Consider the following 13,718-nt stretch of genomic DNA (forward strand, 5'->3'; position numbering starts at 1 on the left):
CGAACCGATGACGATCACCTGTTTCATCCGCTACCAGATCGACCCCTTCCAGCGTGAGGCGTTCAAGCGTTATGCGCAAAGCTGGGGCCGCATCATTCCGCGCTGCGGCGGCACGCTGGTCGGCTACTTCCTGCCGCATGAGGGCAGCAACGATGTGGCCTGGGGGCTGATCGGCTTCGACGACATGGCAGCCTACGAGCGCTACCGTGCGACGCTGAAGACCGACGCCGAAGGCCGCGCCAACTTCGAGTTCGCGCAGGACAAGCGATTCATCCTGCGCGAAGAGCGCAGCCGGCTCGAGGATGTCGACGGCACCCGCAATCTGGCGCGGACGGTGGCGCCATGATCGCGGTGATCTTCGAGGTCGAACCGGGGCACGCTGCGGCGTCGCGCTATTTCGAGATCGCCGCCGCATTGAAGGGCGATCTGGAAACGATCGACGGCTTCATTTCGGTCGAGCGCTTCGAAAGCATTGCCCGTCCGGGGCATTACCTGTCATTGAGCTTCTGGCGCGACGAGGCCGCGGTTCGCGAATGGCGCTGCCATGCGATGCACCGCCAGGCGCAGCACGAGGGCCGCGACGGCATGCTCGCAGGCTACCGCTTGCGGGTTGCGACCGTCGTGCGCGACTACGGCATGTTCGAGCGCGAGCAGGCGCCTGCCGACTCGCGATCAGCGCACGAACGGGCGGCATGAGCACGCAGCCGCACGAGCCCCGCCTCGCGCGGGTCGCCGCCGTGATGGCCGACCCGGCACGTTCGCGGATGCTGGCCTATCTGCTGTCGGGCGAATATGCAAGCGCCAGTGAACTGGCGAAGGCGGCGTCGGTCACCGCGGCCACCGCCAGTGGCCACCTGGCGAAGCTGCTCGATGCCCGGTTCGTCGTTTGCGAGCCAAGGGGCCGCCACCGCTACTACCGGCTCGCCGATCCCGAAGTGGCGCATGCGCTGGAAGCGCTGGCGCTGGTTGCCGAGCGCGACGGGCACGACCTTGCCTGGGCCCATCCCGAGCGCAAGCGGCTGCGCTATGCGCGCTGCTGCTACGGCCACCTGGCGGGGCAACTGGCAGTCCGGCTGTTCGATGCGCTGCAGCGCGAAGAGCGCCTGGCATCCACCGCCGACGGCTATGCGCTGACCGACGCCGGGCGGCAGTGGCTGCAGGCGCTGGGCATGACGCCCGGCCCGCCGAGCCGGCGCCGCCGCTTTGCCTACCGCTGCCTCGACTGGTCCGAACGACGCGACCACCTCGCAGGCCAGCTGGCCGACGAGATCTACCAGCATTTCACGCAAGCCGGATGGCTGCGCCGCAGCGCCGGTCGCGCCGTCGAGATCACGCCGACTGGACGCCAGGAGCTGCTGCCGCGGCTGGGTTCCGACGCGCTCCGATGACCTGGCTGGGAACACACCGAATCGACGAGCGCCCTTGAAACCATCCGTCGCGGAGCGTAAGGTCGGACACCCTTGCCTTCGCGATCGGTTGGATCCGCATCCGAAGGCGACCCGAGGCCTGCGGGCTGATACGGAAGAGGGATACGCAATGTTCAAGACACTGGGGGAGCAGCCCGGGAGTGCCATTCGCCTGGCCCAGCTCGGCATCCGGGCCAACTACAAATCGAACGCCGGCATCGTTCTTCGCAGCTTCACGAACACCTGGAAGATGGTCGAGAAAGAAATCTTTCTCTTCTGCAAAGGTTATGACTACCGGATCCAGGAAGGTCCGTTGGCCGGCAGCTATGTGCATCTGTCCGACCCGGCGGACCGCGCGGTGCTCATCGAGACCTACTACTTCCTCTACACGCACGAGTTCGGCAAATACATGAAGCGCGCGCTGACGGCCGCAAAGGTCGTCAACGTCGTTGCCACCGTCGCCTTGAAGGCGCACCTCGCGGGCCTGAGCGACCCGGCCGGCTCGAGCACGTCGATCGCCAACTTCATGACCAATTTCACCTCCGAAGCCACCGGTACGGCATTGGGTGGCCCGGGCACAGGGCCTGACGCGGATCGCATCGCCGACTCCATTGCCGGCGTCGACGACGTGCCGTCGGCGGGCGCGGCGGCGTACAACGTGGCCTATGCGCTCGATTCGCTGGCCAATGTCACAACGGGCGGCGAGCCGCTCGCTGCCGCCATTGTCGAATCGGGCAGCTCGACCGAGGCCGAGGCAAAGCTGACGCAGGACATCCGCGCGATCCTGTCCGGCAAATACCGCTGCCTGGCGGTGCAGCAGAAGACCCCGCTGCTGGCGCGCGAGTCACCGGGCGGACGGTCCTGGTATTTTTCCGCGTCCGACACCAGCGAGATCCTGATCGGCGAAACCAGCCTTGGCGTCATCAATCGCGTGATGAACGAACGCGCCGTCGGCCCGAAGGCGGTGTATGTCGTCAATCCATGGGCCGAGAAAGCGTATTTGCCGAGTGCCACCGACTGCGCCAACGCCGCGCTGCGAACGGGCAGCGCGTCGTTTTCATACCTGCGTTCAGCCAACCAGGTCGACCTCGAAGACCGGCCGGACCTGACCGAAACCGACGCCGGCACGATCTGGAACCCGCTGACCTGGCAGTGGAAAACGGCGTCGTCGAGGGAGCGGCTGATGCAGGGCAAGTTCTCGTAGCACCCGCACCGGGGGCGATCAAGCAGCCTTTTTCTTCGCGGCAGCCCGCCCGGCCGACTTCTTCGCCGCCGTCTTCTTCGCCGCCTTCTTTGCCGGCGCCGCGGCCTTGCTTTTTGCGCCCTTGCCTTTCGAGCCCAGGCTCTGGCGCAGCAGGTCGCTGAGGTCGATCACGTTCGAGCTGCCGATGTCCGGCGCCTCTTCGAGTGGCTCGACGGTGGCCTTGTCGCCGGCTTCGACCTTCTTGTCGATCAGCGCGCGGATCGCGCTGGTGAAATCGTCCTTGTATTGCGTCGGGTCCCAGCGCGACGTCATCTGCTTGATCAGCTGCTGCGCCATCTGCAGTTCGGTCGGCTTCGGGCTGACCGCGGAGGCGCCCTGCTTCGGCAGGTCGAGGCCGTCCGGCGAGCGCAGCTCGTCGGCCCAGCGCAGCGTGCCGAGCATCAGCGCCGGGCCGGCCGGAATCAGTGCCGCCAGGTGCTCCTTGTTGTGCAGCACGAAACGCGCGATGCCGATCACGCCGGCCTTGCCCATCGCCTCGCGCAGCAGCACATAGACGCGCTCGGCCTTTTCCTCGGGCACCAGGTAATACGGCTTCTCGGCATAGAAGAAAGACACCTCGGTCGCCTTCGTGAAGGTCTCGATCGCGATCGTCCGCGTGCGCTTCGGGTAGGCCGCCTTGATCTCGTCGTCCGACAGCACGACATAGTCGTCGTCTTCGAGCTTGACGCCCTTCACGATGTGATCCTTGTCGATCTCCTTGCCGGTGCGCTTGTTGATGCGCCGGTAACCGACCCGGTCCATCGTCCGCTTGTCGAGCCAGTCGAAATCGATGTCCTGCTCCTGCGTCGCCGAATGCAGCGCCACCGGTACATGGACGAGGCCGAACGAGATCGCGCCTTTCCAGATCGCGCGCGTTGCCGAAGCTGATTTTTTCTTGCGTGCCACTGGTGTGTCTCCTAGCTTGCTGCCCGCTTGCGTTTGACCGCGATCTCCGCCCAGACCGGCGCGTGGTCGCTCGCACCTTCCCGGCCGCGTTCGTCGCGGTCGACGCCGGCGCGTTTCACGTTGATGCCTGCGCTGACGAGGATGTGGTCGATGCGCAGCCCGGCGTCGCGTTCCCAGCGCCGGCGCCGGTAGTCCCAGAAGGTGAACGGCACCTGGCCGGGATGCGTCGCCTTGATCGCGTCGGTCCAGCCCTGCTGCAGGATCGATTCGAATGCCGCCCGCGGTTCGGGTTGCAGCAGCGCGTCGCCGCGCCAGCTGTCGGGTTTATAGATGTCGCTGTCGGTCGGCACGACGTTCCAGTCGCCGAGCAGCACGACCGGTATGCCGGAGCGCCACAGCGCGTCGGCGCGTTTGCGCATCCGCTCGAACCAGCGCAGCTTGATGTCGAATTTCGGCCCCGGCTGCGGGTTGCCGTTCGGCAGATACAGGCAGCCGAACAACACACCGCCAATCGCCGCCTCGAGATAACGTGCGTCGCGATCCGCCGGGTCACCGGGCAGCTTGCTCAGCACCGCCACCGGTTCGGTGCGGCTGAGCAGCGCAACACCGTTCCAGGTTTTCTGGCCAACGACCATCGCGTGGTAACCCGCCGCTCGCAAGGCATCGGTCGGGAAGGCCTCGGTCGGCGTCTTCAGCTCCTGCAGTGCAACGACGTCGGGGCGAGTCCGCGCCAGCCAGTCGAGCAGCAGGTCGAGCCGGCGGACGATGTTGTTGATGTTCCAGGTCGCGACCCGCACGTTGGCATGCTCCTGCAGAAGCATCGATCGTCGCGCGCCGCCCGGCAGGCGACTGTCGGACAACGTCGCGATCTGCCGCAGGAACGGCGTGGCGCGCCAGCCGCCGGGCGCCGCCACGGCCCGTGATAGGCTGCGCGGCGAGCCGCCAGGCAAGCGCTGGCGGCGCGGCAATGACAGGAGGCGGCAGCGGTGGTGGACATGAAAAAAGGCGTGTTGAGCTTCGGCTCGATGACGCTGGTCGTCGGCGGCCTCGCGCTCGTCGGCCTGTTGTACTGGGGCTGGAAAACCGGCCAGGAACTGCCGCTGTGGCCGGCGCTGCTGGTCGCTGCGGTCAATGTGTTTGGCGCGGTCCGATTGGTGATCGAGACGAAAGCCAAACGCGCCGCGGCCGCCGAAGCGGCGCACCAGGCTGCCGCCAACAATGCGGCCCGGCAGTCGCAGCGCAAAGGCAAGCGATGACTCGATGGCGGCCACTCACGCTTGCCGCGCTGGTGCTGTTTGCAATCGGCGGTGCCGGGTGCAGCGACAAGAACGAACACGACCCGTTCGCGCTGATGGAAGGCGAGGCGATCTACAAGGCCGAATGCGCGTCGTGCCACGGCGCCAAACTCGAAGGCCAGCCGGACTGGCGGACCCGCAGGGCCGACGGCAAGATGCCGGCACCGCCGCACGATGCGAGCGGCCATACCTGGCATCACCCGCGCGAGCAACTGGCCGCGATCGTCAAGCATGGCCTGGTGCCGCCGAATGCGCCGGCCGGCTACGTCTCCGACATGCCGGCCTATGCCGGCAAGCTCAGCGACAAGCAGATCGACAACGTGCTGGCCTGGATCGAGAGTCAGTGGCCGGCGGAGATCCGGCAGCAGCGCGCCGAGATGCTGCAGCAGCGCCAATGAGCAACACCATCAACCCACCGGACACCGCATCATGAAGTGGCGCCGCCTCTGGCAGCCGCGCAGCGGCATGTTCTGGCTGATGATCGTCTTCAATGTGCTGTCATCGCTGTGCGCGTGGGCGCTGCGCACGTTGCCGCTGACCGATGGCGCGAAACTGGTGCTCGCACTCGTCGCACTGATGAATGTCGGCTTCGGCCTGCTCGCCGCCTGGCAGCTGCTGCGCAGCGAACCACCCGGCTGACGGCGCGCGCGCTCTCGGGCCGACAAACCGTCGGCGATACTGGACACGTCACGCTCGTCCATCGGACGCGATTCGGAAAGTCAACAAACCATGAAGCAACGCCTCGCGCGCAGTGAAGTCCCCGTCGAGACCACCTGGGATCTCGGCGACCTGTTTGTCGACCAGCCGGCCTGGGAGGCCGAATGCGAGGCGGTCGAAACCGCGCGCCAGCAGCTCGACGGCTACCGCGGCCAGCTCGGCAACGATGCCGCGACGCTGCTCGCCTGCCTGAATGCCGTCGAACAGCTGCTGCAGCGGATGGTGCGCGTCGGCACCTTCGCGCGGCTGCGCCATGCGCAGGACGGCAGCAACCCGCAGTCGCAGGCCGGCGTCGCCCGTGTCGCGGCGTTGCAGGCGCGGGTCGAGGCAAGCGCCAGCGTCGTCGATTCGGAAATCCTCGAGCTGCCGGACGGCCAGCTCGAACGCTTCATCGCCGCCGAGCCCGGGCTGGCCGGATTCCGGATCTATTTGAACGACCTGCTCGAGCAGCGCCCGCACCGCCTCGGCGCCGAAACCGAACGCGTGCTGGCCGCGCTCGGCGAGGTGCTCGAAGCACCGTACATGATCTACAACCGTTCGAAATTCGGCGACGTGTTTTTCGAGCCGTTCACCGATTCGGACAACAAGCTTCACGCCAATTCGATCAACGGCTTCGAATCCGATTTCGAGACGCACAGCGACCCGGTCGTGCGCCGCAATGCCTGGGCATCGTTCAGCGCCGGGCTGAAGGCCTACAACCAGACCTGGTCGGGCACCTTCGCGACCGAGGTCAACAAGAATGTCGCGATCGCACGGCTGCGCGGCTACCCGAGCACCGAGGCCTACCTGCTGCAGCCGCACCAGGTTCCGCGCGCCGTCTACAGCAACATCGTCGAGATCATCCAGGCCGAGCTGGCGCCGCACATGCAGCGCTACGCGCGGCTGCGGCAACGCGTGCTCGGGCTCGACAAGCTGCTCTACTGCGACCTGAAGGCGCCGCTCGATGCCGAGTTCAACCCTGCCGTTTCATACGAGGAAGGCTGCGCGCTGATCCTCGATTCGCTGGCGGTGATGGGGCCGGAGTATGTCGGCTTCGCCCGCCAGACGCTCGAGCAGCGCTGGGTCGACCGCGCCGACAACATCGGCAAGTCGTCCGGCGCGTTCTGCGCATCGCCGTATGGCGTGCACCCGTACATTCTGATGACCTGGTCGAACACGATGCGCAACGTGTTCACGCTGACGCACGAACTCGGCCATGGCGGCCACTTCGGCCTCGCGATGCGCAAGCAGCGTTTCGTCGACATGCGCCCGGCGATGCCCTTCGTCGAGGCGCCGTCGACGATGAACGAGATGCTGCTCGCGCAGCACCTGCTGGCCGGCAACCGCGAGCCGCGGCTGCGCCGCTCGGTCATCATGCAGGTGCTCGGCACCTACCACCACAATTTCGTCACCCACCTGCTGGAGGCCGAACTGCAGCGGCAGGTCTATGCGGTCGCCGAAAAAGGCGGCGCGATCACCGCGGCGCTGCTGAACGACACCAAGGGCCGCATCCTCGCAAACTTCTGGGGCGACACGCTCGAAGTCGACGACGGCGCGCGGATGACCTGGATGCGCCAGCCGCACTACTACATGGGGCTGTACCCGTATACCTATTCGGTCGGCCTGGTCGCATCGACGGCGATGTCGCTGCGCATCGCCGACGAAGGCGAGCCGGCGGTGAAGCGCTGGCTGCAGGTGCTGGAAGCCGGCGGCACGCGCCGGCCGCTCGAGCTGATGCAGCTGGCCGGCATCGACATGTACTCGCCGCAGCCGATCCACGATGCGGTGGCCCATGTCGGGCGGCTGATCGACGAGCTGGAACAGTCGTTTAACGCCGAGCGCTGCGAGCAACACCGCCGCCGCGCATGATCCTGATCGTCTACGCCCACCCGCACCCCGGCCACTCCGAGGCGAACCGCGTGCTGCTCGATGCGGTGAGCGATGTGCCCGAGGTGAAGGTGCATTCGCTGTACCACCAGTATCCGGATTTCGCCATCGACGTGCCGGCCGAGCAGGCGCTGCTCGAGCAGGCGCGGCTCGTCGTCTGGCAGCACCCGATCTACTGGTACAGCGTGCCATCGTTGCTGAAGCTGTGGTTCGAATCGGTGCTGGTGCGCGACTGGGCCTATGGCGACACGACCGCGCTGGCCGGCAAGGACTGCCTGTGGGTGACGACCACCGGCGCGGCCGAAGCGGCCTATTCGATGAGTGGCAAACATGCGCACCCGTTCGCGGCATTCACGCCGGCGGTCGAGCAGACGGCGCGCTTTTGCGCGATGAACTGGCTCGAACCGTTCACCGTTCACGGCGCCCACAAGATCGGCGACGCGGCGCTCGCCGAACAGGGCCAGCGCTACCGCGAGCGCCTTCTTACCTGGCTGGCAGACCATGGCAGCAGCTGAAGTCTCGATCCTGCGCGACGCCGTCATCTACCTCGGCGCAGCCGTCGTCTGCGTGCCGATCGCGACCCGGCTCGGGCTCGGCTCGGTGCTCGGCTACCTGATCGCCGGCTGCGCGATCGGGCCGTGGGGGCTGGCCTTCATCTCCGACGTCGAATCGATATTGCACTTCTCCGAATTCGGCGTCGTGCTGATGCTGTTCCTGATCGGGCTCGAGCTCGACCCGAAACGGCTGTGGTCGATGCGCCGGCCGGTCTTCGGCGGCGGCGGGCTGCAGATGCTGACCTGCGGCGCGGCGCTCAGCGGCGCGTTGTATTACCTCGGCCTGCCGTGGCAGGGCGCGATTGCCGCCGGCATGGCGCTGGCGCTGTCGTCGACGGCGATTGCGGTGCAGACGATGGCCGAGCGCAATTTGCTCGCCGCGCCGGTCGGCCGCAGCGGCTTCTCGGTGCTGCTGTTCCAGGATATCGCGGCGATCCCGCTGATCGCGCTGATTCCGCTGCTCGGCGTCGTCGAAGACAGCGGCGAGCCGCTCTGGGTCGGCGCGGGCAAGGTGATCGGCGCGATCGCCGCGGTGATCGTGATCGGCGTGCTGATCACGCCGCGGCTCATGCGGCTGATCGCGCTGTCGCGGGTGCGCGAGATCTTCACCGCCTTCGCGCTGCTGCTGGTGATCGGCATCGCGCAGCTGATGTCGCTGGCCGGGCTGTCGATGGCGCTCGGCGCGTTTCTTGCCGGCGTGCTGCTCGCCAGCTCCGAATACCGCCATGCGCTGGAAACCGACATCGCGCCGTTCAAGGGCCTGCTGCTCGGCCTGTTCTTCATCGCGGTCGGCATGTCGATCGACTTCGGCCTCGTCTTCGCGCAGCCGCAGATGCTCGCGATCCTCGTCGTCGGCCTGGTCACGATCAAGGCGCTGCTGCTGGCGCTGATCGCACCGGTGCTCGATGTGGCCAAGCAGCAGCGCTGGCTGTTTGCCGCGCTGCTCGCGCAGGCCGGCGAATTTGCCTTCGTGATCTTCGGCGTTGCGCGCCAGGCGCGCGTGCTGCCGGGCGACTGGGAGGCGCTGCTGACCGCGGCGGTCGCGATCTCGATGGCGATCACGCCGCTGATGGTGCTGGCGCACGAGAAGCTGGCGGCGCGGCGCGCATCGAAGCAGTCGCGCGAGTACGACAAGATCGACGACAGCGACGGCGCCTCGGTGATCATCATCGGCTTCGGCCGCTACGGCCAGATCGTCGGCCGGCTGCTCTTCGCGCAGGGCATTACCGCGACCGTGCTGGATCACGACCCGGACCAGATCGACATGCTGCGCCGCTTCGGCTTCAAGGTCTTCTACGGCGACGCAACGCGCATCGACATGCTCGAGGCCGCCGGCGCCGCAAAAGCCAAACTCGCGGTCGTCACCGTCGACAGCCTCGCCGACAGCCTGGCTGTCGTCGACGTGCTGCAGAAGGAATTCCCGCACCTGAAGATCGTCGCCTGCGCACGCAACGTGCGCCACTGGTTCGAGCTCGTTGAACGCGGCCTCGACAAGGTCGAACGCGAAACCTTCGAATCAGCGCTGCGCACCGGCCGCCAGGCCCTCGAAGCACTCGGCGTCGAACCCTACGAGGCCCGCGAAGTGGCCGACCTGTTCAGGCGCCACAACCTCGCCGCGCTGCAGGAACTGCGGCCGCACTTCCACGACGAGGCGAAAACCGTTGCGCTGGAAAAAAGCGGGCAGAGGCAGCTGGAGGAGAACCTGCGGCGGGATCGGGAGATGCGGGAGGCGAGGAGGAAGGCGGAGGGGTGGCATTGAGGGTTGCGCGGCCTTGCGGGGTAGGCTGTAGGTGCAGCGGAAATATTGATGGTCGGCCCTGAGTGCCCTCGTGCTTCGAAGCCGCCGGAAGAGCGGAAGCGGACGTGATTTAGGAAGACCGAAATCATTCCTCATCGGGGAGTTCTAGGTCGAGTTGCTCTGTGCCGTCAGCCAGCCGCTCTGAATTGAGCTCCGGCAAAGGCGCTTCGAGTTGGTCGCTAACCATTGTCGGCAAGTCCTTGTGAAAGTGCTTATGCACGCGGACAACGGCGTAGGAGTTTGATGCGATTTCCCCGGCCTCATCTTCTTTTGGCTGCACTTCGATGTCGCATATAAGCGTAGTGCCGCTTTGAAACTTGATTTCGCGGTTAGCGACGCTAGTCAGGAACGATTCGTCGAGAATTTTGAAGGAGATGACCTTCTTACCGAAAATACCCCGCCACTTGTAGTTGCCGCGCCGCAATACCGGAGAAACGATCTCCAAGGGTTCCATGGTCATATGATGGGAAGGAATCTCGTCCAGGGTAACCACATAGTTGGCAAACTGCGGGCGCTTAACGATCACTTCTTGGCCCGGCTGCGGGTGATGCGCAGGCGCAAATCCGACTTGGGAGACTCTGTCGTACGTTAAAAGTAGCTCATAGAACTTCGAGCGATGACGCACAATTCGTCGCTGGGCGATCAGTACGGGGATCAGATCCACCGGCCTAGGGGTGGGCTCAAGCGGGAGCGACCGGCTGGCGTCTGTTGCCGGCATAGTTGGTGCCGCTTGCGATCCCTCTTGTTCGAGCTTCTTCAGCTCAATTCTTGCTTTTTTGAGGTTAAGTTCGTTTTGCTCGTACTGTTGCGCGGCAAAGAGCCTGTCGCGCTCGAGCTCGAACTTATTTTTGTCGATCTGTTGTTGTTGGAGCGGTGCCTTGTAGAGGTGCCAGTCAATCGCTGTGCAGATACCTACGATGACCCCCCCGACTACAGTGAGAGATACTCCATGCGCCTTGATCAGCTTGAGCAAAATGCTAAAACCGCCTTCGGCGTAGGCTTGCACCTCGACTTCAAACGAAATATCTAGTTGCCGGCCGATCTCCTTCAACAGTGACAAGAACTCGGCCTCGCACTGATTAAGCAAGTAAGCGTCGATTTCGTGGCTACCGCCCGGAAGGTAAAAATGAACCAATAACTCGCCTGCCCGACCGTTATCGCCCATTTTCATTCGCTCCTTGAGTTACCGCGACGGGCAGTCGCCGTGGAATGAGGTGATGCATTCGCAAGTGCTGACACTCAGCGACCCACAAACTCCCGCCGCGTCCGGCGAACTGCCCGCGCATAGGCTCAATGGCTTCGCGGGTCTGCCGCTCAGTCAGCGTCGCGGGGAAGTAGCGCATCACCTCCGGTTCTGCATGCATCGCGGCGAATGGCGCGATGTGCCGCTCGTCCCAAATGGTCAGGCGCAGACGCTCGGTGTCGGTTTCGATCAGCTCGGGCACAGCGGATCGTCGGTGGCATGCCCGGCCACCGCAACCCCTTGATCATGGGGTGGCTCGGACCGTGATCGGTCTCGCGACGGCGCGCTGAAGCGCGCGCAGGCCACCAGGCCTTCGAGGCACTCGGCGTCGAACACTACGAAGCGCGCGAAGTGGCCGACCTGTTCAAGCGCCACGAGCTCGCAGACTGCAGGAACTGCACTGCCACGACGAGGCGAAAACCGTCGCACTGGAAGAGAGCGGGCAAGGGCAGTTGGACGAGAACCTACGGCGGAATCGGGAGATGCGGGAGGCGAGGAGGAAGGGGGAGGGGTGGCGTTGAGTCCGGCCACCGCATTAAAGCAGGCGGTCGGTCACGCATTGCCTGCAAAAGGCGACTCGAGCCGCAAAGCGGCACCTGATGATGCTTTGAGGTGTTCTCATGAGGGAGCGTCGGTCAACGTTCTGTAATTACGGCTGCGATACTGGCACTACTCGCACAGGGTCGCAATATCGCACGGGCATGTTGACAAAATTCTTACGCCACTTTTCGACCGTTGCGGGCAATGTGTCGCGGGCATCTGGAACATTGGTGAAGTAACGTACGCAGTCCGCCTTTGAATCTATGTACGCGGCCCACATTTGCCCAGACTGATCGAACATGACAACGCTTTCCATTTGGGTGTAAAGGCCTGCCACACCGCCCCAAACAACTGTGATCCTGTCCCCATCGGCGCTTTCGCCCAAGCCAATATCGGATGTGCATGCCCGCATAGCATTCATGTGCTCGCCGACAAGTTGGTAGAGGCGCGCCAGTTCCAACTCGTTCATTAGACCGCGCTCGAACCAGGGCTCCGACTCATGGGTATAGCGCCCGCCGAAATGAGCTCGCATGCCGCCCCAGTAGTGGCAGCGACCCGTCTCCTCGATCTCAATCGACCGTCCAGCCTCACTGTGCTTGCGCCGGAAGACGAGTTCACCAGCCGTTTCGCCTGGGCCGTTCGCCACTCTGGCGTAGGCTAGGTCGTGTGAGAGAAGCCTCGCATAAGAAGTTATGTGCCCTAGGTGCGCGCCGTTGAACACAGTGAGATCGAAGAGGAATCCACGCGGGCCAACCTCTCTAATTAACAAATTTCCGCCAGCCGCTTCGTTCCATCGTGATGCCCAACGCCCCCACCAGATCGGCGCACTAGCTCCAGAGGGAAGGTTGCCCACCTCATCGGTAGTGAGTGCGCTGCGGAGGGCCGTTTCAAGCCGACCTTGCAACAAGGCACGCGCCTCAGCCCGGTCGCCCGTCTCAGCCTTGTGATACACAACCGTTCGGCGACCCCGGAGGTCAAACGGTAACAACTCAGGTCCGCCGTAGGCGCCGTTTTGTACAAGGATGGTGTTCTCCCATCCGAGCTCCGCGACTGCATAGCCTAGTTCTACTAGGACGTTCGGGTTCGGACTCGGACGAGCTGCGCCAGCGTTCAAGATGCTCACGTCGGCAATGAAGACATCACTCACCGCGATTTTTGCCAAGATGCTACTTGCGATGTCAGGAGACCCGGCGAGGTTGGCAGTGTCACGGTCAAGCACTGCTTGTATCCCGGCATCTCGGTCGCGGCCTAATGCCCGAATCGCGCGCTCAAGACTCTCTTGAATGAGATTACGGTTGCCAGCTGCAGGCAGATCTGATTGCCATGAGTAGAAGACGATTCGCTGCATCGTGTGCTCAGAGACGGCGATGAACCTGTGATCGTAGCCCCCGGGAGGTTGCGGAGGCTCCGGAGTCATTAAAGGTCGTCGATCGACGACTACGACCAATCTCTGACGGACCTTTTGACGTCCCACCTGACCCGCAGAGCCGGCGCCACACTGTTCAGCGCCTCCCACCCCTCCACTCCTCCCTCCCAATCACATAAAGACAATGCCTTCGCACCGCACTCCCCTCCGGCACCGCCGGATGATCGAAGTCGCGGCCGGTGTCGTGCATGCCGATCCGCTCCATCACCCTTCGCGACGGCCGGTTGTCGAGTGCGGTGAACGAGACGATTTCATCGAGACCGAGTTGCTCGAAGCCGACGGCCAGTGATGCCCTCGCGCCTTCGGTTGCATAGCCGTTGCCCCAGTAGCGGCGCGCGAGGCGCCAGCCGATCTCGACGCAAGGCATGCAGGGCAGAGGGTGGCGCGGCACCATCAGGCCGATGAAGCCGATGAACTCGCCGGTGTGCTTCAGCTCCGTGGCCCAGAAGCCCCAGCCGCGTTCGGCAAACTGCCCGCGCTGGCGTTCGACGGCGTCGCGGGTCTGCTGCTCGGTCATCGTGGCCGGGAAGTAGCGCATCACCTCCGGGTCGGCATTCATCGCGGCAAACGGCGCGACGTGCCGCTCGTGCCAGGCGGTCAGGCGCAGACGCTCGGTTTCGGTTTCGATCAGCTCGGGCACAGCGGATCGTCGGTGGCATGCCCGGCCACCGCAACCCCTTGATCAAGGGGGACCCGAAGAAGCCGCGGCCGCACTCGACGAGCA

15 protein-coding genes and 1 pseudogene are annotated in these 13,718 nt (G+C 64.7%); 10 read left to right on the forward strand and 6 right to left on the reverse strand.

Translation table 11 applies throughout. The features are described from left to right. Window positions 1–7: 7 nt before the first annotated feature. From ACNH6H_RS08785 to ACNH6H_RS08800, 4 genes are read left to right on the forward strand one after another with little or no spacing between them, the layout of a single operon-like run. The gene (locus ACNH6H_RS08785; protein ID WP_418317117.1) at window positions 8–346 is read left to right on the forward strand and encodes an NIPSNAP family protein; all 339 of its coding nucleotides are present in this window, start codon (window positions 8–10) and stop codon (window positions 344–346) included. Beyond that, a complete protein-coding gene (locus ACNH6H_RS08790) occupies window positions 343–696 on the forward strand; it encodes an antibiotic biosynthesis monooxygenase family protein (RefSeq protein ID WP_418317118.1) in 354 nt (117 codons plus the stop codon). Before ACNH6H_RS08785 ends, ACNH6H_RS08790 begins: the two co-directional genes overlap by 4 nt. After that, window positions 693–1,388 (forward strand): ArsR/SmtB family transcription factor, encoded by a 696-nt coding sequence (locus ACNH6H_RS08795; protein ID WP_418317119.1) that lies wholly within the window; start codon window positions 693–695, stop codon window positions 1,386–1,388. The genes ACNH6H_RS08790 and ACNH6H_RS08795 overlap by 4 nt, the downstream gene beginning before the upstream one ends. A 34-nt stretch (window positions 1,389–1,422) precedes the next feature. Further along, window positions 1,423–2,610 (forward strand): hypothetical protein, encoded by a 1,188-nt coding sequence (locus ACNH6H_RS08800; RefSeq protein WP_418317120.1) that lies wholly within the window; start codon window positions 1,423–1,425, stop codon window positions 2,608–2,610. Between the two features lie 18 nt (window positions 2,611–2,628). On the opposite strand, the gene ACNH6H_RS08805 is transcribed toward ACNH6H_RS08800, so the two are convergent. Together ACNH6H_RS08805 and ACNH6H_RS08810 are read right to left on the reverse strand one after the other, a co-directional pair. Further along, window positions 2,629–3,555: a Ku protein gene (locus ACNH6H_RS08805; RefSeq protein WP_418317121.1), complete on the reverse strand. Its 927-nt coding sequence runs from the start codon at window positions 3,553–3,555 to the stop codon at window positions 2,629–2,631. An 11-nt stretch (window positions 3,556–3,566) separates the two neighbouring features. After that, window positions 3,567–4,469: an exodeoxyribonuclease III gene (locus tag ACNH6H_RS08810; RefSeq protein WP_418317122.1), complete on the reverse strand. Its 903-nt coding sequence runs from the start codon at window positions 4,467–4,469 to the stop codon at window positions 3,567–3,569. A gap of 75 nt (window positions 4,470–4,544) precedes the next feature. Here ACNH6H_RS08810 and ACNH6H_RS08815 point away from each other — a divergent pair, with 75 nt between their 5' ends. The 6 genes from ACNH6H_RS08815 (at window position 4,545) to kefC (ending at window position 9,746) form a co-directional block, all read left to right on the forward strand. Further along, complete coding sequence (locus ACNH6H_RS08815; protein WP_418317123.1) at window positions 4,545–4,811, forward strand: hypothetical protein; 267 nt, start codon at window positions 4,545–4,547, stop codon at window positions 4,809–4,811. Next, a complete protein-coding gene (locus ACNH6H_RS08820; protein WP_418317124.1) occupies window positions 4,808–5,248 on the forward strand; it encodes a c-type cytochrome in 441 nt (146 codons plus the stop codon). Before ACNH6H_RS08815 ends, ACNH6H_RS08820 begins: the two co-directional genes overlap by 4 nt. 31 nt (window positions 5,249–5,279) lie before the next feature. Next, window positions 5,280–5,489, forward strand: coding sequence for a hypothetical protein (locus ACNH6H_RS08825; RefSeq protein ID WP_418317125.1), 210 nt, complete (start codon window positions 5,280–5,282; stop codon window positions 5,487–5,489). A gap of 90 nt (window positions 5,490–5,579) precedes the next feature. After that, complete coding sequence (gene pepF / locus ACNH6H_RS08830; RefSeq protein ID WP_418317126.1) at window positions 5,580–7,415, forward strand: oligoendopeptidase F; 1,836 nt, start codon at window positions 5,580–5,582, stop codon at window positions 7,413–7,415. Beyond that, window positions 7,412–7,948, forward strand: coding sequence for an NAD(P)H-dependent oxidoreductase (locus ACNH6H_RS08835; RefSeq protein ID WP_418317127.1), 537 nt, complete (start codon window positions 7,412–7,414; stop codon window positions 7,946–7,948). The genes pepF and ACNH6H_RS08835 overlap by 4 nt, the downstream gene beginning before the upstream one ends. Then, a complete protein-coding gene (kefC, locus tag ACNH6H_RS08840) occupies window positions 7,935–9,746 on the forward strand; it encodes a glutathione-regulated potassium-efflux system protein KefC (RefSeq protein WP_418317128.1) in 1,812 nt (603 codons plus the stop codon). Before ACNH6H_RS08835 ends, kefC begins: the two co-directional genes overlap by 14 nt. 381 nt (window positions 9,747–10,127) lie before the next feature. Here the strand turns inward: kefC and ACNH6H_RS08845 are convergent. The 4 genes and pseudogenes from ACNH6H_RS08845 to ACNH6H_RS08860 form a co-directional block, all read right to left on the reverse strand. Next, window positions 10,128–10,193 (reverse strand): annotated as a pseudogene (locus tag ACNH6H_RS08845) (hypothetical protein); the annotation flags it as partial. 746 nt (window positions 10,194–10,939) lie between these two features. Next, window positions 10,940–11,230, reverse strand: a complete 291-nt coding sequence (locus ACNH6H_RS08850) for a GNAT family N-acetyltransferase (RefSeq protein WP_418317129.1) — start codon at window positions 11,228–11,230, stop codon at window positions 10,940–10,942. Window positions 11,231–11,677: 447 nt separating this feature from the next. Beyond that, the gene (locus tag ACNH6H_RS08855) at window positions 11,678–12,916 is read right to left on the reverse strand and encodes a hypothetical protein (RefSeq protein WP_418317130.1); all 1,239 of its coding nucleotides are present in this window, start codon (window positions 12,914–12,916) and stop codon (window positions 11,678–11,680) included. A gap of 154 nt (window positions 12,917–13,070) precedes the next feature. Beyond that, complete coding sequence (locus ACNH6H_RS08860) at window positions 13,071–13,634, reverse strand: GNAT family N-acetyltransferase (RefSeq protein ID WP_418317131.1); 564 nt, start codon at window positions 13,632–13,634, stop codon at window positions 13,071–13,073. Between the last annotated feature and the right edge of the window lie 84 nt (window positions 13,635–13,718).

The organism is Pseudideonella sakaiensis, from assembly GCF_048320135.1.
Lineage (GTDB): Bacteria > Pseudomonadota > Gammaproteobacteria > Burkholderiales > Burkholderiaceae_C > Ideonella_A > Ideonella_A sakaiensis_A.

What these genes read in the sequence shown, in the direction of transcription:
- ACNH6H_RS08785 (WP_418317117.1), top strand. Translation starts at nt 8, where the DNA reads ATGACGATCACCTGTTTCATCCGCTACCAGATCGACCCCTTCCAGCGT.
- ACNH6H_RS08790 (WP_418317118.1), top strand. Translation starts at nt 343, where the DNA reads ATGATCGCGGTGATCTTCGAGGTCGAACCGGGGCACGCTGCGGCGTCG.
- ACNH6H_RS08795 (WP_418317119.1), top strand. Translation starts at nt 693, where the DNA reads ATGAGCACGCAGCCGCACGAGCCCCGCCTCGCGCGGGTCGCCGCCGTG.
- ACNH6H_RS08820 (WP_418317124.1), top strand. Translation starts at nt 4,808, where the DNA reads ATGACTCGATGGCGGCCACTCACGCTTGCCGCGCTGGTGCTGTTTGCA.
- ACNH6H_RS08825 (WP_418317125.1), top strand. Translation starts at nt 5,280, where the DNA reads ATGAAGTGGCGCCGCCTCTGGCAGCCGCGCAGCGGCATGTTCTGGCTG.
- pepF (WP_418317126.1), top strand. Translation starts at nt 5,580, where the DNA reads ATGAAGCAACGCCTCGCGCGCAGTGAAGTCCCCGTCGAGACCACCTGG.
- ACNH6H_RS08835 (WP_418317127.1), top strand. Translation starts at nt 7,412, where the DNA reads ATGATCCTGATCGTCTACGCCCACCCGCACCCCGGCCACTCCGAGGCG.
- kefC (WP_418317128.1), top strand. Translation starts at nt 7,935, where the DNA reads ATGGCAGCAGCTGAAGTCTCGATCCTGCGCGACGCCGTCATCTACCTC.
- ACNH6H_RS08855 (WP_418317130.1), bottom strand. Translation starts at nt 12,916, where the DNA reads ATGCAGCGAATCGTCTTCTACTCATGGCAATCAGATCTGCCTGCAGCT.